Source organism: Streptosporangium sp. NPDC053982 (assembly GCF_055585205.1).
Window position 1 is genome coordinate 100,718 of the sequence record NZ_JBVJKQ010000010.1, and the last position, 18,218, is coordinate 118,935.

Sequence of the window (18,218 nt, forward strand, 5' to 3'; positions counted from 1 at the left end):
CGGGGAACAAAACCCCGGTGCGGAGCGTTGACTCCGTCGTCGGACAAGCGCCCGTCTCCCGCGGAGCGCCCCGAGTTCGGCCTGGCACTGCGAACGCCAGGCATGCTTGATCGTGGTTCGACTGCGTGCGGGTGATCACACCCGCCTCCGTGCGGTGCGCCTCGACTTGCACCGCACCACCGCCCCTCATGGGCGTCGTTCGAGCGCGGCCCACGCCGCGCGCTTCAGGCTCGTCCTTTCGCAGAAGTGACGTGCCCCGTACTTCTATCGAAAGGCACGAATCTTCGTGACCATGCTCGACGCTGCCCTGCCCGAGATCACCCAGTCCGCCGCGGCCCCCGCGGGCGTCTCCGAGTTCACCCTCCTGGGTCTGCCGAAGCCGCTGGTGACCGGTCTCTCCCGCCAGGGCATCGAGGCCCCCTTCCCGATCCAGCGGGCCACCATCCCCGACATCCTCGCCGGCAGCGACGTCCTCGGCCGCGGTCAGACCGGCTCCGGCAAGACCCTCGCCTTCGGCCTTCCCACGATGGCCCGCGTCGCCGGGACCAAGGCGCGCCCGGGCCGCCCCCTCGCCGTCATCCTGGTGCCGACCCGCGAGCTGGCCATGCAGGTGACCGACGCGCTGGAGCCGCTCGGCCGCGGCCTGTCGCTGCGGATGAAGACCGTCGTCGGCGGCATGTCCATGGGCCGCCAGATCGAGGCGCTGCGCCGCGGCGTCGAGATCGTCGTGGCCACGCCGGGCCGGCTGACCGACCTGATCCAGCAGGGCGAGTGCGTCCTGGACGAGGTCCGGGTGACCGTCCTGGACGAGGCCGACCACATGTGCGACCTGGGCTTCTTCCCGGTGGTCAGCGCGATCCTGCAGCAGACCCCGGCCAAGGGCCAGCGCCTGCTGTTCTCCGCCACCCTCGACGGCGACGTGGACAAGCTGGTCCGCCGCTTCCTCACCGACCCGGTCACCCACTCCCTCGCCCCGGCCTCCTCGCCGGTGGACACCATGGAGCACCACCTCCTGGAGGTCCACCGCGACGACAAGTTCGCGGTGACCGCCGCGATCGCCAACCGCGAGGGCCGCACCATCGTGTTCGCGCGCACCCAGCACGGCGTCGACCGGCTGTGCAAGCAGCTCGCCCAGGTCGGCGTCCGCGCCGGCGGCCTGCACGGCGGCAAGCGCCAGAACCAGCGCACCCGCATCCTGGCCGAGTTCAAGGAAGGCACGATCGACGTCCTGGTCTGCACCGACGTCGCCGCCCGCGGCATCCACGTCGACAACATCAGCCTCGTGCTGCACGTCGACCCGCCGCAGGACCACAAGAGCTACCTGCACCGCGGCGGCCGTACGGCCCGCGCGGGGGAGAAGGGCACCGTCATGACGCTGGTGCTCCCCAGCGAGCGCCGCTCCACCGACGCGATGGCCCGCCGCGCGGGCATCAAGCCGTTCCGCCTGCGGGCCACCCCGGGCCACCCGCGCCTCTCGGAGATCGCCGGAGCGCGCACGCCCAGCGGCGAGGCGGTCCCGGTCTGGGAGCCCGCCGCCCCCGCGACCAAGCAGCGCGAGCGCCGCGGCGGCGGTGGCTTCGGCGGCGGCGGCCGCGGCCCGCGCCGGTTCCGCGAGCGGCCCGCCCGCGGCGAGGACGGCCAGCGCTCCCGTGAGCATGGCGCGGGCGAGCCCCGCGGGAACGTCTCGGAGCTGCGCGGCCAGTACCGCTCCGAGCGCCGCTCCGACGGCCACCCCGACTCGAGGCCCGGCGCCCGCCGCGGCGGGCGTTCCGGCGGGGAGCGCGAGTCGTTCCGCGGCGAGTTCCGCTCCGGGGGCCGCCCCGAAGGGCGCGGCAACCGCCACCACGGCCGCTGAGGGCCGCCGGCGCGCGTGCCGGCCTGACTGACTGACCGACCGTGAGGGCCGGTACGGCGATGCCGTGCCGGCCCTCACGCGTCCGCCCGGGTGGACGTGCCGGCCGGGTCCGCCGCTCAGGACCGGTGCGGCCCCTCCGCGGACGCCCGGACAGACGCCCGGACAGATGCCCGGACAGATGCCCGGACGGACGCCCGGGTCGGCCCGCCCGGATGGACGGTCCGGCGGGCCGATCCAGGACGAAGCATCCCGGATGCGTCCGCCCGGTGCGGGCCGCCGTCCCCGTACCCGTCCCGAAGTGCGAACACCCACCCCGCACGTCCCGGGGTCCGGCTACCCTTGACGGGTACATCCGACGACTTTCCGAGAGAGACCATGAAGACCTTCGAAGAGCTGTACGCCGAGCTGTCCGACAAGGCGCGCACCCGGCCCGAGGGGTCGGGGACCGTGGCCGCGCTGGACGCCGGGGTCCATGCCATCGGCAAGAAGGTCGTCGAGGAGGCCGCCGAGAGCTGGATGGCCGCCGAGCACGAGTCGAACGAGCGCGCCGCGGAGGAGATCTCCCAGCTCCTCTACCACGTGCAGGTCCTCATGATCGCCAAAGGGATCGGGCTGGACGAGGTCTACAAGCATCTGTGAGCCGGTCCGCCCGGCTCGCAGATCCCGTGACACCTCTCCCGCCCGTGTAAGGAACTTCCACGCCATGCTGCGTCTCGCCGTCCCCAACAAGGGGGCCCTCACCGAGGGCGCCCAGACCATGCTCAAGGAAGCCGGCTACCGCCCGCGCAAGGACAGCAAGGAACTGGTGGTCGTCGACCCCGACAACTCCTGCGAGCTGTTCTTCCTGCGGCCCAAGGACATCGCCGTCTACGTCGGAGAGGGCACCCTCGACGCCGGGATCACCGGCCGCGACATGCTCCGCGACTCCGGCGCGCAGGTCGAGGAGGTCCTGCCCCTCGGCTTCGGCGGCTCCACCTTCCGCTTCGCCTCCGTCCCCGGCCGCTTCTCCGGCGTCGCCGACCTCAAGGGCAGGCGCGTCGCCACCGCCTACGCCGGCCTGCTGGAGGCCTACCTCGCCGAGCAGGGCGTGGACGCCCGGGTGATCAAGCTGGACGGCGCGGTCGAGACCGCCGTCCGGCTGGGCGTGGCCGACGCCGTGGCCGACGTCGTCGAGACCGGCACCACGCTGCGCAACATGGGCCTGGAGGTGTTCGGCGAGCCGATCGCCCGCTCCGAGGCGGTGCTGATCAGGCGGGTCGGCGCCCCCGAGACCCAGGGAATGCAGCAGATCCTGCGCCGCCTGCGCGGCGTGCTGGTGGCCCGCGACTACGTGATGATGGACTACGACATCCGCGTCGAGCGGATCGAGGAGGCCATCGCCCTCACCCCCGGCATGGAGGGGCCCACGGTCTCCCCGCTGCACCGGGAGGGCTGGGTGGCGGTCCGCGCCATGGTGCCGCGCAAGGGGCACCAGCAGGTGATGGACCGGCTCTGGGAGATCGGCGCCAAGGCCATCCTGGTCACCGCCATCTTCGCCTGCCGTCTCTGATCCGTCCTCTCCGGCCGCGCGCCGTCTCTCGCCGGTCTGGCCGCCCGCCGTACGGCCCGCGGCGGGCGGCCGTACGGCCGGCGGGGCGGATCTGACAAATGTCACCGCCGATCCCGGACGGCGGGCACTGAGCCCCGCGTCCGGGCGTGCCTAGCGTTGCGCCCATGAACGCCATCTCCTTCGCCGACGTGAGCAGACGCTACGGCGACGTGCTCGCCGTCGACGGCCTGGACCTGACCGTCGAGGCCGGCCGGACCGTCGCCCTGCTCGGCCCCAACGGGGCCGGCAAGTCCACCTCGATCAACATGCTGCTCGGGCTGCTGCGCCCCACCCGGGGCCGCATCGAGGTCTTCGGCCACTCCCCGGACGAGGCCGTCGCCAGGGGAGAGGTCGGCGCCATGCTGCAGAGCGGCGAGCTCATCCCCGAGCTCACCGTCCGGGAGCTGGTCGCCTTCGTGCGGCGGCTCTACCCCTCCCCGCTCGGCCTGGACGAGATCCTTGCGATGGCCGACCTCACCGCCCTGGCCGGGCGCCGGGCCGTCAAGCTGTCCGGGGGGCAGGCGCAGCGGGTCAGGTTCGCCCTGGCCGTCGCCGGGGCGCCCAGACTGCTGGTGCTGGACGAGCCCACCGCGGCCATGGACGTGGAGTCGCGGCTGCGGTTCTGGGAGGCGATGCGCTCCTACGCCGCGGGCGGCCGGACCGTCCTGTTCGCCACCCACTACCTGCACGAGGCCGACGAGAACTCCGACCGGGTGATCGTCATCACCGGGGGACGCGTCGTGGCCGACGGCACCGCCGCCGAGATCAAGGCCGGGGCGGGCGGCCACACCGTCCGCTTCACCCTCGGCGGCCAGGCGGCGGCCGGCCTGGAGGCCCTGCCGGGCGTCTCCGACGTGGAGATCTCCGCCGGCACCGCCACGCTCCGCACCGCCGACCCGGACGCCACCGTCGCGGCCCTCTACCGCGGCACCACGCTGGAGGTCCGCGACCTGCGGATCGACGGCGCCGACCTCGAAGACGCCTTCCTCTCCCTCGTCCAGGAGTCACGATGACGGACTACGTCAGGCTCGAAGCCCTGCGGATGCTGCGCAACAAGCGCTACGTCATCTTCGTCGTGGTCTTCCCCGTCGTCTTCTACCTCATCTTCTCCAGCGTCTACGGCGACCAGGCCGACGCCGGGGGGCTGAGCGGCAGGGCGTACTTCCTGGTCTCGATGAGCGCCTACGGCGGCCTCGCCGCCTCCCTGATGAGCACCGCCGTGCCGTGGGCGCAGGAACGCGGGAGCGGCTGGCTGCGTCAGCTCCAGATCACCCCGCTGGCCGGCTGGAAGATCATCACGACCAAGCTGATCGCCTCCATGCTGCTGGTGCTGCCGGCGATCCTGCTCGTCAGCGCCGCCGCCATGCTGTTCCAGGGCGTCTCGATGCCTCCCGGGCGGTGGCTCGGCCTGCTGGCGGCGATGTGGCTCGGCGTGGCGCCGTTCACGGCGCTGGGCCTGGCCGTCGGCTCGCTGCTGCCCCCCGACACCGCGCAGCCCGTGTCGATGATGGGGATGTTCGCGCTGGCGCTCTTCGGCGGTCTGTGGATCCCGCTGGAGGTCATGCCCGAGGGGATGCGCGGCGTCGCCCGGCTGCTGCCGTCCGCCGACTACGTCGGCGTGGGGCACGGCATCGTCGCCGGGGACGGCCTGCCGCCGGGTGACCTCCTGGCCCTCGCCGGCTGGGCGGTGGTCCTGGGCGTGATCGCGGTGCTCGCCTACCGGCGGGCCGTCGCGCGCGCCTGAGATCCCCGAGCCGCGCGCGCCTGAGATCTCCTGATGGGAGGATTCCCGACGTGAAGACCCTCTCCGCGCGGCTCCTCCGCGAGGTGGACGGCGACCGCGTCAGGCTGCTGGCCAAGCTGTCCACCGGCCTGGTCTACATGTGCTTCCCAATCCTGGAGATCGTCACCGGGGAGCTGACCGGCGCGAGGGCCGCGTGGGGCGTCCTCGGGCTGGTGGTCTTCACGGCCTGCTACGCCGCCGCGGTGCTGCTCGTGCGGACGTTCGGCGAGCCCGACCGCTCCACCTACTGGCTGCTGGGCGCCGCCACGGTCCTGGCCGTCGCGCTGGCGGCGACCCTCGGCGGCAGCTGGACGGCCCTGCCGATCTTCGCCGTCGTGCTGCACGCCGGCATGCTGCGCCCGCGCCAGTCGATGGCCTGCATCGCCGCGATGTGTCTCGTCGTCACGCTGGTCGGCCTGCTGGAGGAGCACGACCTCGGCCTGACCCTACTGTTCCTGCTGCAGGCCGTCACCCTCGGCGCGCTGTTCCGGGGCATGCGCTCCACCCGGCTGCTGGTCGCCCAGCTGCGCCGGGCGCAGGAGGAGATGGCCCGGCTGGCGGCGGGAGAGGAACGGCTGCGCATCTCCCGCGACCTGCACGACCTGCTCGGCCACAGCCTGTCGCTCATCGTGCTGAAGAGCGAGCTGGCCGGGCGGCTGGCGGCGGAGGGCTCGGAGCGGGCGCTGCCGGAGATCCGCGACGTCGAGGCGGTGGCCAGGAAGGCGCTGGTCGAGGTGCGCGAGGCCGTCGCCGGTTACCGCAGGCGCGGCCTGCCGGAGGAGCTGGACGGCGCCCGCGCGGCCCTGGAGGCCGCCGGGACGCACGTGACGGTCCGCCTGGCGGGCACGCCCCTGCCGGAGGAGCTGGACGGTCTGCTCGGCTGGGCGGTGCGGGAGGGCGTCACCAACGTCATACGGCACGCCCGGGCGGGCCGGTGCGAGATCGGCGTGACCTCCGACGGCGGCGCCACCGTGCTGGAGATCGCCGACGACGGGCGCGGGGCGGGGCCGTACGAGCCGGGCAGCGGGCTGCGCGGCCTGGCCGAGCGGGTGGAGGCGGCCGGCGGCGTGGTCAGCGCCGGGCCGCGGAGGAACGGGTTCGTCCTGCGGGTCACGGTCCCCGCGGCGGCGGGGGAGGCGCGGGCGTGATCAGGGTGCTGCTGGCGGAGGACCAGGCGATGGTCCGGGGCGCGCTGGTGTCCCTGCTCGGGCTGGAGCCCGACATCGAGGTGGTGGGGGAGGCCGCCTCCGGCCCGGAGGCGGTCGCCGTGGCGCGTGAGGTCCGCCCGGACGTCGCACTGCTCGACATCGAGATGCCCGGCGGCGACGGCATCACGGCCGCGGCGATGATCCGCGAGGAGGTGCCGGACTGCAGGGTCGTGATCCTGACGACCTTCGGCCGCCCCGGCTACCTGCGCCGGGCGATGGAGGCCGGGGCGGTGGCGTTCCTGGTCAAGGACAGCCCGGCGCGCGAGCTGGCCGCCGCCGTACGGCGGGTGCGCCGCGGCGAGCGGGTCATCGACCCGGACCTGGCCGCGGCGGCGCTGAGCGCCGGCCCGAACCCGCTGTCGCCCCGTGAGCGCGACGTCCTGGCCGCCGCCGCCGACGGCTCCACCGTCGGCGACATCGCCGGGCGCCTGCACCTGTCGGAGGGCACGGTCCGCAACTACCTGTCCTCGGCCATCCACAAGACCCACGCCCGCAACCGCATCGAGGCGGTCCGGCGCGCCCGGTCGCAGGGCTGGCTCTGACCTCGCCACGGGGCCGCCCCGGCTCCGCTCCGGGCGGCCCGTGTCCGGGCCCGGCGGGCTCCCGGCCCCGTGACGCCGCGCCTCAGGCCGACAGCAGCGCGGACTCCTCCTCCTCGATCCGCCGGTTCCACTCCTTCTTCGTGGCGCGCCAGGACTCGTCGTCGCGGCCCGTGCGCCAGTAGCCGGAGATGGACAGCCGCGACAGCGGCAGGCCGCGCTCGGCCCGCAGGTGACGGCGCAGGTCCCGGACGAACCCCGCCTCGCCGTGCACGAAGACGTGCGGCTCGCCCTCGGGGAAGGCGAACGCCCGCACGGCGGCGACCAGCGCCTCGCCGACCGGCGCGTCGCCGCGGTGCAGCCACACGATCTCCGTGTCCGCCGGGTGGTTCAGCGGCTGCTCCTCCTCAGGGCCGGCCACCTCCAGGAACACGTGGGCGCGGGCGGTGGCGGGGAGGCGCTCCAGCGAGGCGGCGATGGCCGGCAGGGCGCTCTCGTCACCCGCCATAAGGTGCCATCCGGCCTCGGGGTCGGGCGCGTAGCCCCCGCCGGGACCCAGGAAGTGGATCTCGTCGCCGGGCCGTACCCGGGCCGCCCAGGGGCCGGCCAGGCCGCTGTCGCCGTGGTGGACGAAGTCCAGCGTCAGCTCGCGCGCCGCGGGGTCCCACGCCCGGACCGTGTAGGTCCGCGTGGTGGGCCACTGCTCACGGGGCAGGTCGCGCTGGACGGCGGCCAGGTCGAACGGCTCGGGGTAGGTCACCCCGGCCGGGGGGAACAGCAGCTTCACGTAGTGGTCGGTGAACTCGCCCGCCTCGAACCCGGCCAGGCCGTCGCCGCCGAGCACCACCCGGATCATGTGCGGGGTGAGCCGCTCCACCCGCACCACCTCGCCGCGGGTCGTCCTGCGCGCCGGTCTGCCCTCTGCCATGATCACTCCGATAGGGAAGGTTAGGTTCGCCTAATTCGTAGGATACGGGCATTTGCCGGACTTGCTCCCGCGGGGGGCGCGCCACGGGGCCGGGAGCGCTCCGGCGCCCGCGGGCGCTCCGCCCGTCCGTCCTCGGGCGGCCCGTCCGCGCCTTCCCCCGGCGCGCTCGCACGCGGAGCGCGAACTATGAATCTACGATGTAAAGAAACCGGGTCCGGACGGTGATCCGCGGGAACGGCCGACCGCGGGTGAGCCGGGGGAACGGCGGTGACGAGAAGCTCAGCGCGTCTCGGCCGTGACGTGACGGATGAGGTCCGAGACGCGGACGATCCCGATGCAGCGGCCCATCTCGTCGATGACCACCAGGTCGTCGTAGACCCGCGCCGGATCATGCCCGGCGGCCCGCATGGCGGTGACGGCGGGGGTGGACCTGGGAACGGTGCGGGCCGGGTCGGCCAGGCGGGCGGCAGGCCTGCGGGCGTGCAGCGCATGCCCGAAACGGCCGGCGACGGCCAGCAGGAAGCGTCCCCGGTCGAGACTCGACCGGGGACGCTGGTACTCGTCCACCAGCACCACGCTGGTGATCGACGGCTCTCCACCGAAGGCCGCGGTCACCTCCTCGGCGGTGGCCTCGCAGGGCAGGGTCACCGCCGGGAGCAGGAACTCCTGGACGCGAGGGCCGAGGGGGGCCGCCGCCAGCTCCCGCTCGGCGACGGGCAGCGGTACGTGCACCCGCCCGGAAGGACCGGGGACCAGCAGCGGCCCCTGCGCCAGTCGTACCCCCCAGGAGCGCACCGCGGCGAGCTGGCTCTCCCGGGTCACGGCGGGGGCGAGCATGTGGACGCCGAGACTGCGCGCGAGGCCCGAGAGGGACTCCGCGAGCGTGGCGCGCCGCCGGTCCCGCGGCACCTCGGCCATCAGTGCGGGGGAGAGCGCCGCCAGGTACGGCGCGGCGTCGGCGAGCAGGTCCAGCGGGACGTGGCCGGTGCCGAGCCCGCCGATCGCCGTCAGGTAGCCGACGGCACGTATCCCCTCCAGCCCGGTGAGGAGGGTCCGGCGCTCGATCGGGGCGAAGTCGCCCTGCACCAGCAGGATCACCTCCGGGGGGCGACGCCCGCTGACGCGCAGGGCCTCGTGCAGCGGCGCCAGCGCGGCCGATCCGCCGATCACCACCGTCGACGGCAGGGGGAGCAGCAGCGGCATGCGGGTTCCGGCTCCGGCGACGTGCGGAATCGCCCGCAGCACCGAGGAGAGGTTCTCACCCCGGACCGCGGGCTGGAGGGCGATGACGCCCCCGGTGGCGAGATCGACGACGGGCGCGGGGGCCGCGGCGGCGGGCCCGGAAGCCGGCGAGAAAGGGGGCGTTCCACTCGGCACGTTCCGAGGATGGGGCCTCTCCGGTGCGCTTCTGAACCGGGCGCGGGGATGTTCACCGAGTCTTCTCCGGGGGTTGCGCTGAGCGGCCGGTCACCGTGGCGGAAACGTCACGTGGCGGGCCGGACGCCGCCGTGGACATGCCGCCCGTGGCGGATGCGTCCCCCTCCCGGCGGGGTCCGGGGCGGCGACGGGGCCGGTAGGGTCGGTTCCCGTGACATCACGACCGGCCGGAGGCGGGGCCCGCTGGGTGTCGGTGGGGCCGGAGCGGCTCGGCCGCTGGATCGACGGCTTCGCCGCCCGGCACGGCCCGCTGGAGACGACGGCGGGTGACGGGACCGTACGGCTGGCGGCCGCCGACGGCGCGGTGGCCGAGTGTCACGTGCCGTTCCCGCCGCTGACGCCCGACGGAGGCGGCCCGCTGGCACGGCTGATCACCCACGCCCGCGCCGAGCGCCGCGTCGGCGTGCTGCTGGTGCGGCTCGGCGGCCACGCGGCCGGGGTCTTCCAGGGGGAGACGCTCCTGGCGTCCAAGGTGGGCTCTCGGCTCGTGCACGGGCGCAGCGCGGCGGGCGGCTGGTCCCAGCAGCGGTTCGCCCGGCGCAGGGACAAGCAGGTGGGGGAGGCCCACGCGGCGGCGGCCGAGGTCGCGCTGCGGGTCCTGGCCCCGCGTCTGGCCGAGCTGGAGGCGGTGGTCCTGGGCGGCGACCGGCGCGCGGTGGACGCGCTGCGGGCCGACCGCAGGCTGGAGGGGGTCTTCGCGCTGGAGGCCGGGCCCTTCCTGACGGTCCCCGATCCCCGGCTGGCCGTGCTCCGGACCGCCCCGGGCCTGTTCCGCGCGGTCCGCATCCGGCTGGCCGATCCGACCTGACCGGCCCCGCCGGGCCGTACCGGGGGCGCGGCCGGCCGTACCGGTGGCCCGGCCGTACCGCACCCGCGGCACGGCCGGTCCGGCGCGACCTGGGGAGAGCCCTCGTACGCGCGCCGTACACTGATCGGTATGCGCACTTCCGATTGACGCCGCCCCGCGAGGCGAGACGGCCGGGCCGGGGGCCTGAGGAGCACACGACGGCCGGTTCGGCGGTACTTCGGCGGTACTGGCAGTACGGTGAGCCGTCCCATCCCATTCTGGAGTGTTTTCCACCATGATCGTGGCTTCTGACATCGAGCTGCGCGCCGGGGCCCGGCTGCTCATCGAGGGCGCGTCGTTCCGGGTCAACCCGGGTGACAAGATCGGGCTCGTCGGCCGCAACGGCGCGGGCAAGACCACCCTGACGAAGGTGCTGGCGGGGGAGGCGCTGCCGGCGTCGGGCACGGTGACCACCACCGGCGCGGTCGGCTACCTCCCGCAGGACCCCCGCACCGGCGACCTGGAGGTGCTGGCCCGCGACCGCATCCTGTCGGCCCGCGGGCTGGACGAGGTGCTGCGTGAGCTGCGCGCGGCCGAGGCGGGCATGTCCTCGGCGGACGACCGGACCCGCGACCGGGCGGTGCGGGCCTACGGGCGGCTGGAGGACCGGCTGCACGTCCTGGGGGGATACGCCGCCGAGTCGGAGGCGGCCTCGATCGCCTCCAGCCTCGGGCTGCCGGACCGGGTGCTCGGGCAGCCGCTGTCCACCCTCTCGGGAGGTCAGCGCAGGCGGGTGGAGCTGGCGCGGATCCTGTTCAGCGGGGCGGAGACTCTCCTGCTTGACGAGCCGACAAACCACCTCGATGCCGACTCAATCGGGTGGCTTCGTGATTTTTTACGATCCCATCAGGGCGGTTTGATCATTATCAGCCACGACGTGGGGCTTCTTGAAGCGACGGTAAACCGGGTCCTGCACCTCGACGCCAACCGCTCGGTGGTCGACACCTACAACGTCGGCTGGAAGGCCTACCTGACCCAGCGGGAGACCGACGAGAAGCGCAGGAGGCGCGAGCGCGCCAACGCCGAGAAGCAGGCCGCGGCCCTGATGTCGCAGGCCGACCGGATGCGCGCCAAGGCCACCAAGGCCAAGGCGGCCCAGGACATGCAGCGCCGTGCCGAGCGCCTGCTGTCGGGCCTGGAGGCCGAGCGGCAGGGCGACAAGGTCGCCCGGCTGCGCTTCCCGCAGCCCGCGCCCTGCGGCCGCACGCCGATCACCGCCGAGGACCTGTCGAAGTCCTACGGCTCGCTGGAGGTCTTCACCGGCGTCGACGCCGCCGTCGACCGGGGCAGCAGGGTCGTCATCCTCGGCCTGAACGGCGCCGGCAAGACCACCCTGCTGCGCATCCTGGGCGGCCTGGAGCAGCCGGACACCGGCGCCGTCAAGCCCGGCCACGGCCTCAAGCTGGGCTACTACGCCCAGGAGCACGAGACCATCGACCCGGACCGGACGGTGCTGGAGAACATGCGCTCGGCCAGTGAGCTGGCCGACGTCGAGCTGCGCAAGGTCCTGGGGTCGTTCCTGTTCACCGGGGACGACGTGGACAAGCCGGCCGGGGTGTTGTCGGGCGGGGAGAAGACCCGGCTGGCCCTGGCCACCCTGGTGCTGTCCGCGGCCAACGTGCTGCTGCTCGACGAGCCCACGAACAACCTCGATCCCGCCAGCCGTGAGCAGGTCCTCACTGCACTAAAGTCCTATTCTGGGGCGATTGTGCTCGTCACGCATGATGAGGGTGCAGTCGAGGCGCTACGACCCGATAGGGTGATCTTGCTACCTGACGGAGTCGAAGATGCTTGGAGTGATGAATTTTCCGATCTTGTGGCACTTGCCTGATCTTAATTTGAGCGGGTACGGATCTTTTCCCATGGAGTAGGTAGCCGATCGCGCTGAAATGACTGATCATGGCGTGAGTAACGCTGCGGAAGTCTGGCACTACAGGAGGTACTCGTGGCCGAGACTCTCAAGAAAGGCACCCGGGTCACCGGGGCCGACCGTGAAAAGCTGGCCTCCGACCTGAAGAAGCGCTACAGCGCGGGTGAGAGCATCCGCGCCCTGGCCGCTTCGACCGGTCGGTCGTACGGCTTCATCCACCGCATCCTGAGCGAGTCCGGTGTGACTCTGCGAGGGCGCGGCGGCGCCACCCGGGGTAAGTCGAAGCGCTGACACCGCCTCGGAACGCGCGACCGCAGCCGCTCGTCCCCCACGCTGAGACGTCCCGCTCGGGCCTGTAGAACCTCGTTCTGGAGAATCGATAGGCTCGGGCGAGACGGAAGACGGCAGCTGGGAGAGCGAGCCATGACGGAAGCGGTGTTCGCGGGAAGCGCGGAGGGGCCCTCCCCGGAGGAGGCCGGTCTGCGTTACGAGGTGGACGGCGAGATCGCGACGATCACGCTGGACCGGCCGGACAAGCGGAACGCTCAGACGTTCGCGACCTGGTCGGCGCTGGCCCGGATCGGTGACCGCCTGCCGCAGCAGGTGAGGGTCGTCGTGGTCAGGGGCGAGGGACCGTCCTTCTCGGCAGGGATCGACCTGCGGATGTTCACCCCGCAAGGGGTGCCGGGCCAGGGATCGTTCGCGTCCTCGGCGACGCTCGACGACTCGGTCTTCGAACAGCGGATAGCCCAGGCGCAACGGGGGTTCCTGTGGCTGCGCCGCCCCGGCGTCGTCTCGATCGCGGCCGTCCAGGGATACGCGATCGGCGCCGGATTCCAGCTCGCCCTCGCCTGTGACCTGCGCGTCCTCGCCGACGACGCCAAGCTGTGCATGAAGGAGCCCGCCCTCGGGCTGGTGCCCGACCTGACCGGCACCAAGCCGCTGGTCGACATCGTGGGCCTGCCCAGGGCCCTGGAGATCTGCCTCACCGCCCGCACCGTGGGAGCCGAGGAGGCCGTCCGGCTGGGCCTGGCCGAACTCGTGGTCGCCCCGGACGAGCTGGCCGGCGCCGTACGCGACCTGGCCGCCGCGCTGCTGGCGGTGGACCGCGACGCCGCGACGGCCACCAAGCGCCTGCTCCAGGGCGCCGCGGGCCGTACGCTGGAGGAGCAGGCCGCCGCCGAACGGCGCGAACAGGTCGCCCGGGTCAAGGCGCTGTTCGCCGGAAGCTGACGCCGGAATGGAAGGAACCCGGCCGGCGCTCCTCCCGGTGGAGGAGGCCACATGGCGATGATGGGCGGGGGGTTCGGCCCCCAGGCGATGCGCTCGCTGCGGCGCGACAGCTCGGTGACCAAGGAGCGCCTCGCGCCGGGCACGGTCAGGCGCATAGCGCGCTACGCGCGGCCGTTCGCCCGGCAGATCACGGCGTTCCTGGTGCTGGTCGTGGCGGGCTCGGTCATCGTGATCGCCAACCCGCTGCTGATGAAGGCGATCATCGACGACGGCATCGCCCAGAAGCGGCCCGGCGTGGTGCTCGCCCTCTCCGGGGTGATCGCGGCCCTGGCGCTCGCCGACGCGGCCCTCACCCTCGGCCAGCGCTGGTTCTCCGCCCGCGTCGGCGAGGGACTGATCTACAACCTGCGCACCGAGGTCTTCGATCACGTGCAGCGGATGCCGGTGGCGTTCTTCATGCGCGCCCAGACCGGCGCCCTGGTCTCCCGGCTGAACACCGACGTGATCGGCGCCCAGCGGGCGCTGACCAGCACCCTGTCGTCGGTGGTGTCCAACGTGGTCATGCTGGTGCTGGTGCTCGGCGCGATGCTGGCGCTGTCGTGGCAGATCACCCTGGTCGCCCTGGTGCTGCTGCCGGTCTTCCTCTTCCCGGCCCGCTGGGTGGGCCGCAAGATGTCCGGCCTGACCCGTGAGCAGATGCAGCTCGACGCCGAGATGAGCTCGCTGATGACAGAGCGGTTCAACGTCGCCGGCGCCATGGTCGCCAAGCTGTACGGGCGCCCCGACGAGGAGGCCGCCGACTTCGGCAGCCGGGCCGGGCGGGTGCGCGACGTCGGCGTCACCGTCGGCATGTACGGCACGTTCTTCCGCGTCGCGCTCGGCCTGGTCGCGGCCCTGGCCACCGCGCTGGTGTACGGCGGGGGCGGCCTGCTGGCCATCGACGGCGCCTTCGAGCTCGGCACCCTGGTGGCGCTCGCGGCCCTGCTGATGCGCCTGTACGGCCCGCTGACGAGCCTGTCCAACGTGCACGTGGACGTGATGACCGCGCTGGTGAGCTTCGACCGGGTCTTCGAGGTGCTCGACCTGAAGCCCATGGTCGCCGAGCGGCCCGGTGCCCGGTCCGTCCCGGACGGTCCGGCCTCGATCGAGTTCGACGGCGTCCGGTTCACCTACCCCGCGGCCTCCGAGGTGTCGCTGGCCTCGCTGGAGTCGGTGGCCCGCCCCGACCCCGGGCCCGGCCAGGAGGTGCTGCGGGACGTCTCCTTCACCGCCCGGCCGGGTCAGATGATCGCGCTGGTCGGACCGTCGGGCGCCGGCAAGACCACCATCACCGGCCTGGTCTCGCGGCTGTACGACGTGAACGAGGGGGCCGTGCGCATCAACGGCCTGGACGTGCGCGACGCCACCTTCGAGTCGCTGCGCGACACCGTGGGCGTGGTGATGCAGGACGCCCACCTCTTCCACGACACCATCGGGGCCAACCTCGCCTACGCCAGGCCCGGGGCCGGCGACGAGGAGATCTGGGAGGCCCTGCGCGCCGCGCAGATCGCCGACCTGGTCGAGGCGCTGCCCGAGGGCCTGGAGACCGTGGTGGGCGACCGGGGCTACCGCCTGTCCGGCGGGGAGAAGCAGCGCCTGGCCCTGGCCCGGCTGCTCCTCAAGGCGCCCCGGGTCGTCGTCCTCGACGAGGCCACCGCCCACCTCGACTCCGAGTCCGAGGCCGCGGTCCAGCGGGCGCTGAAGACAGCGCTGGACGGCCGGACCTCCCTGGTCATCGCGCACCGGCTGTCCACCGTCCGCGAGGCCGACCAGATCCTGGTGATCGTCGACGGGCAGGTGGTGGAGCGGGGCCGCCACGAGGAGCTGCTGGCCGGCGGCGCCGTCTACGCCGAGCTCTACCGCACCCAGTTCAGCGGCGACTGACCTCCCCGTGCGGCCCGGCGGCGGGCCGCACGGGGACCATCGGCGGCCCGGGGATCTGAGGGAACCCGCGGATCCGGGACGGACCGGGCCGGAGGCGCGGTCACCGGTAGCCCAGGCGGGTGAGCTCGGTGCGGGCCACCTTCTCCACCAGGGCGGCGTCCTCGCCGTGCAGCCTGCTCCGCCACACGCCCGCCCTGGGGGCGTGCCCGCCGTACAGGGCGACCTTGGACACCCGGGCCTGGAGGAAGGCCGACAGCTCCTCCACGGTCCGGGCGGGGGAGGAGGCCAGCTCCTCGTAGCGGAGGGTCAGCAGCTGCCCGCGCGGCAGGTCGCGGTGGAGCGCGGCCGACAGCCGGACCGCGCTGCGCCAGCGCAGCGCGCACTTGCCCGCGGTGGGCATCTCCTTCCAGCGGTCGCGGTGCTCGGCGGCCTTGACGCCGAGGAACGGGTTGGGGAACTCGGTCTCCTCGCTCAGCATGGCCGGCTTGAACCACGCCAGCGCCGCCGGGTCGGCCAGCATGTCGGCCACCACGTCCCGGCCGTCCCTGATCAGCTGGACGAACCGGGCGTCGGGGAACGCCTGGAGCAGCACCTGGGCGCTGTAGATCAGGTCGGGGCTGGCATCGCCGAACCGCGCCACCGCGCCCGGCGCCGCGCACGGCCCGGCACCGGTCACGCCGCCCGCCTCCCGGCAGGCGGCCGGGCACTCGCCGCAGGCGCCGGGGAGGATCTGCCAGGACTCGGCCAGGGCGTCGCGTAGCACCCGGGTGGCCCCCATGCCCCGGCCCGCGATGGACGGGCGCCGGGCGAAGGCGTACACCACGTGGGCGACCGGGGCGCGGCCGATGGTGACGTGGAAACCGGGGGAGCGTTTCAGGGCGCGGGCCAGCAGGTCCGAGCCGGAGTGCGGGGCGGCGAGCACGAACACCGGCTGACGGACCTTGATGCCGTTGACCACGAGGATGTGGGGCGGAGGTCGCATATGTGTGCCCAGTGTGGCACCGTTTCCAGCGTGAACGAACCGGCCCTGCCCACACCATCCCTCACGGACGGCGCGGCCGTCCGGCCCGCCGTCGTCCCGCCCCGGCTGCGCCCCGGCGACACCGTCGCGGTGGTCTGCCCGTGCGGCCCGCCCGACCCGGCGCAGCTGCGGCGCGGCGCGGGTGTGCTGGAGGAGCTGGGACTGAAGGTCGTCATGGGCGAGCACGTCCTCGACCGCGACCGCTATCTCGCCGGCTCCGACGCCGGCCGGGCCGCCGACCTGCAGCGGGCCTGGTGCGACCCGGCGGTCGCCGCGGTGTTCTGCGGCCGGGGCGGCTACGGGGCCTCACGGATCCTGCACCTGCTCGACTGGGAGGCCATGCGGGCCGCCGGGCCCAAGACCCTCGTCGGCTCCAGCGACGTCACCGCGCTGCACCAGGCGTTCTCCGTCGAGCTGGGCGTGGCCTCGCTGTTCGGCCCGATGGCCGCCTGCGACGCGCTCAGCGGCCCCGCCGGCTCCGAGCCCCGGACCCTGGAGCACCTCGCCGCCGCGCTGTTCGGCGAGCCCGGGCCGATCACCGGGGACCGGGTCATCGTCCCCGGACGGGCCGTCGCACCGGTGACGGGCGGTAACCTCAGCCTGCTGGCCGCGCTGTGCGGCACGCCGCACCAGATGCGGGCCCGGGGCCGGATCGTCCTGCTGGAGGACATCGCCGAGGAGCCCTACCGCGTCGACCGGATGCTCACCCAGCTCCTGCGCTCGGGCTCCCTGGACGGCGCGGCCGGGTTCGCCCTGGGGTCCTGGGTGGGCTGCGGCGACCCCTACCCGACGCTCGTCGAGCGGCTCGCGCCGCTCGGGGCGCCGGTGGTCGCCGGGCTTCCCGTGGGCCATGGGACACCACAGTTCAGTGTGCAGTTGGGGGCACTTGGTGCTATTGATGCAGAATCGTGCTCTCTGACGGGCTCACTCACCGATCCCGGGAAGGCACCCTGGGTGCAGACCTAGGGGGACGGGAGAGGGGAAAAGTGCGTGAGGCTGTTCCGGCGGCACCGTGATCGGCGGGTTGCGCCCTCGGCGAACCCGGTGGACTCGGCGAAAACGGTGAACGCGGCGAGATCGGCCCCGCCTGGGCCGGCCCGCCCGGTCGAGGAGGTCGATCTCGACTCCCTGCTCGCCCTCGTCGCCGACACCCTCGGCTACGGCTGCTCCTTCGAGCCCGGCGGCGCCACGCTGACCCTGTCGGGCCCCCGCACGATCGAGGTACGGCTGGCGGGCCTGCGCGCCGAGGCGCGCCGCCGGTCGCGGGAGGACTGGCCGGTGTTGGTGTCCGGGCACCTCTCCCACGTGCTGGCCACGGCGGGCGAGCCGTTCGACGCCTGCGACCTGGCCCAGGCCGGCCCGCTGCTGGGCACCCGCGTCCGCTTCGACGACGGCCTGGACGACGGCCTCGTGGTCGGCCGCCACCTGGCCGCCGACCTGGTGGAGGTGCTGACCGTCGGGCACGGCGCGGCCGAGCGGCCGGTCCGCCCCGAGGAGGCCGGCTGCTGGCCGGTCACCGCGGCCCAGGCGCTGGAGCTGGCCGCGGCCAACGTCCGCGGCGGACGGCCCGCGGTGAACGAGGCCGACCTCGGCGGCGTCGCGGTCCTGAACCTGGACGGCGCGGGCGCCGCCTCCTGCCTGCGCCGCCTGGACGAGCACCTGCCACTCCCGGCCGACGGCGCGCTGGTCGCGCTGACCGGGCCGGCCACCGTGGTCGTCCACCCGGTCGAGGGCCTCGGCGTGGTCCGCGCGATCGAGCGGCTGCGGCTGTTCGCCCAGCGGGAGTTCGAGCGGCGCGCCGGCGCCCTCAGCCCGCACGTCTACTGGTGGCACGGCGGCGGGCTCGCCCTGGTCCGGGCCGACCTGGTCGCCCAGGACGGGCAGGTCCGCCTGGTGGTGGCCCCGCCACCGGAGTTCGCCCGCGTCATCGCCGCCCTGGCAGTTCGGCCCGACACCGACACCGACGCCGAGACCCCCGAGCGCTGA

At 73.8% G+C, this 18,218-nt stretch carries 17 protein-coding genes; 14 read left to right on the forward strand and 3 right to left on the reverse strand.

The genetic code is table 11. The features are described 5' to 3' along the window. The first annotated feature begins 292 nt into the window (after positions 1 to 292). The 7 genes from ACZ6W9_RS19500 (at position 293) to ACZ6W9_RS19530 (ending at position 6,976) form a co-directional block, all read left to right on the forward strand. Positions 293 to 1,855, forward strand: a complete 1,563-nt coding sequence (locus ACZ6W9_RS19500; RefSeq protein WP_470118927.1) for a DEAD/DEAH box helicase — start codon at positions 293 to 295, stop codon at positions 1,853 to 1,855. Between the two features lie 375 nt (positions 1,856 to 2,230). Further along, entirely contained in the window at positions 2,231 to 2,494 is a 264-nt protein-coding gene (locus ACZ6W9_RS19505; protein ID WP_012892448.1) for a phosphoribosyl-ATP diphosphatase, read from the forward strand. A 64-nt stretch (positions 2,495 to 2,558) separates the two neighbouring features. Then, positions 2,559 to 3,404 (forward strand): ATP phosphoribosyltransferase, encoded by an 846-nt coding sequence (gene hisG, locus ACZ6W9_RS19510; RefSeq protein WP_362944088.1) that lies wholly within the window; start codon positions 2,559 to 2,561, stop codon positions 3,402 to 3,404. A 164-nt stretch (positions 3,405 to 3,568) separates the two neighbouring features. Then, a complete protein-coding gene (locus ACZ6W9_RS19515) occupies positions 3,569 to 4,456 on the forward strand; it encodes an ABC transporter ATP-binding protein (protein ID WP_389968253.1) in 888 nt (295 codons plus the stop codon). Continuing rightward, on the forward strand, positions 4,453 to 5,187 hold the full coding sequence (locus tag ACZ6W9_RS19520; protein ID WP_389968251.1) for an ABC transporter permease: 735 nt from the start codon (positions 4,453 to 4,455) through the stop codon (positions 5,185 to 5,187). The genes ACZ6W9_RS19515 and ACZ6W9_RS19520 overlap by 4 nt, the downstream gene beginning before the upstream one ends. 50 nt (positions 5,188 to 5,237) lie before the next feature. After that, the gene (locus tag ACZ6W9_RS19525) at positions 5,238 to 6,374 is read left to right on the forward strand and encodes a sensor histidine kinase (protein ID WP_389968249.1); all 1,137 of its coding nucleotides are present in this window, start codon (positions 5,238 to 5,240) and stop codon (positions 6,372 to 6,374) included. Next, on the forward strand, positions 6,371 to 6,976 hold the full coding sequence (locus tag ACZ6W9_RS19530; protein WP_362944096.1) for a response regulator transcription factor: 606 nt from the start codon (positions 6,371 to 6,373) through the stop codon (positions 6,974 to 6,976). Before ACZ6W9_RS19525 ends, ACZ6W9_RS19530 begins: the two co-directional genes overlap by 4 nt. An 82-nt stretch (positions 6,977 to 7,058) precedes the next feature. Here ACZ6W9_RS19530 and ACZ6W9_RS19535 read toward each other — a convergent pair whose 3' ends face one another. Further along, positions 7,059 to 7,901, reverse strand: a complete 843-nt coding sequence (locus ACZ6W9_RS19535; protein WP_389968246.1) for a siderophore-interacting protein — start codon at positions 7,899 to 7,901, stop codon at positions 7,059 to 7,061. A gap of 279 nt (positions 7,902 to 8,180) precedes the next feature. Further along, positions 8,181 to 9,278 (reverse strand): EAL domain-containing protein, encoded by a 1,098-nt coding sequence (locus tag ACZ6W9_RS19540; protein ID WP_389968244.1) that lies wholly within the window; start codon positions 9,276 to 9,278, stop codon positions 8,181 to 8,183. Between the two features lie 211 nt (positions 9,279 to 9,489). On the opposite strand from ACZ6W9_RS19540, the gene ACZ6W9_RS19545 reads away from it, so the two are divergent. The 5 genes from ACZ6W9_RS19545 to ACZ6W9_RS19565 all read left to right on the forward strand — a co-directional run bounded on the left by ACZ6W9_RS19545 (position 9,490) and on the right by ACZ6W9_RS19565 (position 15,211). Continuing rightward, positions 9,490 to 10,146, forward strand: a complete 657-nt coding sequence (locus ACZ6W9_RS19545) for an acVLRF1 family peptidyl-tRNA hydrolase (protein ID WP_389968242.1) — start codon at positions 9,490 to 9,492, stop codon at positions 10,144 to 10,146. 274 nt (positions 10,147 to 10,420) lie between these two features. After that, positions 10,421 to 12,016: a ribosomal protection-like ABC-F family protein gene (gene abc-f, locus ACZ6W9_RS19550; RefSeq protein ID WP_389968240.1), complete on the forward strand. Its 1,596-nt coding sequence runs from the start codon at positions 10,421 to 10,423 to the stop codon at positions 12,014 to 12,016. Positions 12,017 to 12,130: 114 nt separating this feature from the next. Next, positions 12,131 to 12,346, forward strand: a complete 216-nt coding sequence (locus ACZ6W9_RS19555; RefSeq protein ID WP_030904785.1) for a helix-turn-helix domain-containing protein — start codon at positions 12,131 to 12,133, stop codon at positions 12,344 to 12,346. A gap of 132 nt (positions 12,347 to 12,478) precedes the next feature. Further along, positions 12,479 to 13,288: an enoyl-CoA hydratase/isomerase family protein gene (locus ACZ6W9_RS19560; RefSeq protein ID WP_470118930.1), complete on the forward strand. Its 810-nt coding sequence runs from the start codon at positions 12,479 to 12,481 to the stop codon at positions 13,286 to 13,288. 51 nt (positions 13,289 to 13,339) lie between these two features. Continuing rightward, positions 13,340 to 15,211: an ABC transporter ATP-binding protein gene (locus ACZ6W9_RS19565; RefSeq protein ID WP_389968236.1), complete on the forward strand. Its 1,872-nt coding sequence runs from the start codon at positions 13,340 to 13,342 to the stop codon at positions 15,209 to 15,211. Positions 15,212 to 15,311: 100 nt separating this feature from the next. Here ACZ6W9_RS19565 and ACZ6W9_RS19570 read toward each other — a convergent pair whose 3' ends face one another. Further along, positions 15,312 to 16,193, reverse strand: coding sequence for a sulfotransferase family protein (locus tag ACZ6W9_RS19570; protein WP_389968234.1), 882 nt, complete (start codon positions 16,191 to 16,193; stop codon positions 15,312 to 15,314). Between the two features lie 30 nt (positions 16,194 to 16,223). Here ACZ6W9_RS19570 and ACZ6W9_RS19575 point away from each other — a divergent pair, with 30 nt between their 5' ends. Together ACZ6W9_RS19575 and ACZ6W9_RS19580 are read left to right on the forward strand one after the other, a co-directional pair. Then, positions 16,224 to 17,198, forward strand: coding sequence for a S66 peptidase family protein (locus ACZ6W9_RS19575; RefSeq protein WP_389968232.1), 975 nt, complete (start codon positions 16,224 to 16,226; stop codon positions 17,196 to 17,198). A 96-nt stretch (positions 17,199 to 17,294) separates the two neighbouring features. Then, positions 17,295 to 18,218, forward strand: a complete 924-nt coding sequence (locus tag ACZ6W9_RS19580) for a hypothetical protein (RefSeq protein WP_389968230.1) — start codon at positions 17,295 to 17,297, stop codon at positions 18,216 to 18,218.

Coding starts and splice junctions, on each gene's coding strand:
- ACZ6W9_RS19520 (WP_389968251.1), top strand. CDS start 4,453: ATGACGGACTACGTCAGGCTCGAAGCCCTGCGGATGCTGCGCAACAAG.
- ACZ6W9_RS19505 (WP_012892448.1), top strand. CDS start 2,231: ATGAAGACCTTCGAAGAGCTGTACGCCGAGCTGTCCGACAAGGCGCGC.
- ACZ6W9_RS19570 (WP_389968234.1), bottom strand. CDS start 16,193: ATGCGACCTCCGCCCCACATCCTCGTGGTCAACGGCATCAAGGTCCGT.
- hisG (WP_362944088.1), top strand. CDS start 2,559: ATGCTGCGTCTCGCCGTCCCCAACAAGGGGGCCCTCACCGAGGGCGCC.
- ACZ6W9_RS19500 (WP_470118927.1), top strand. CDS start 293: ATGCTCGACGCTGCCCTGCCCGAGATCACCCAGTCCGCCGCGGCCCCC.
- ACZ6W9_RS19560 (WP_470118930.1), top strand. CDS start 12,479: ATGACGGAAGCGGTGTTCGCGGGAAGCGCGGAGGGGCCCTCCCCGGAG.
- ACZ6W9_RS19535 (WP_389968246.1), bottom strand. CDS start 7,901: ATGGCAGAGGGCAGACCGGCGCGCAGGACGACCCGCGGCGAGGTGGTG.
- ACZ6W9_RS19515 (WP_389968253.1), top strand. CDS start 3,569: ATGAACGCCATCTCCTTCGCCGACGTGAGCAGACGCTACGGCGACGTG.
- ACZ6W9_RS19565 (WP_389968236.1), top strand. CDS start 13,340: ATGGCGATGATGGGCGGGGGGTTCGGCCCCCAGGCGATGCGCTCGCTG.
- abc-f (WP_389968240.1), top strand. CDS start 10,421: ATGATCGTGGCTTCTGACATCGAGCTGCGCGCCGGGGCCCGGCTGCTC.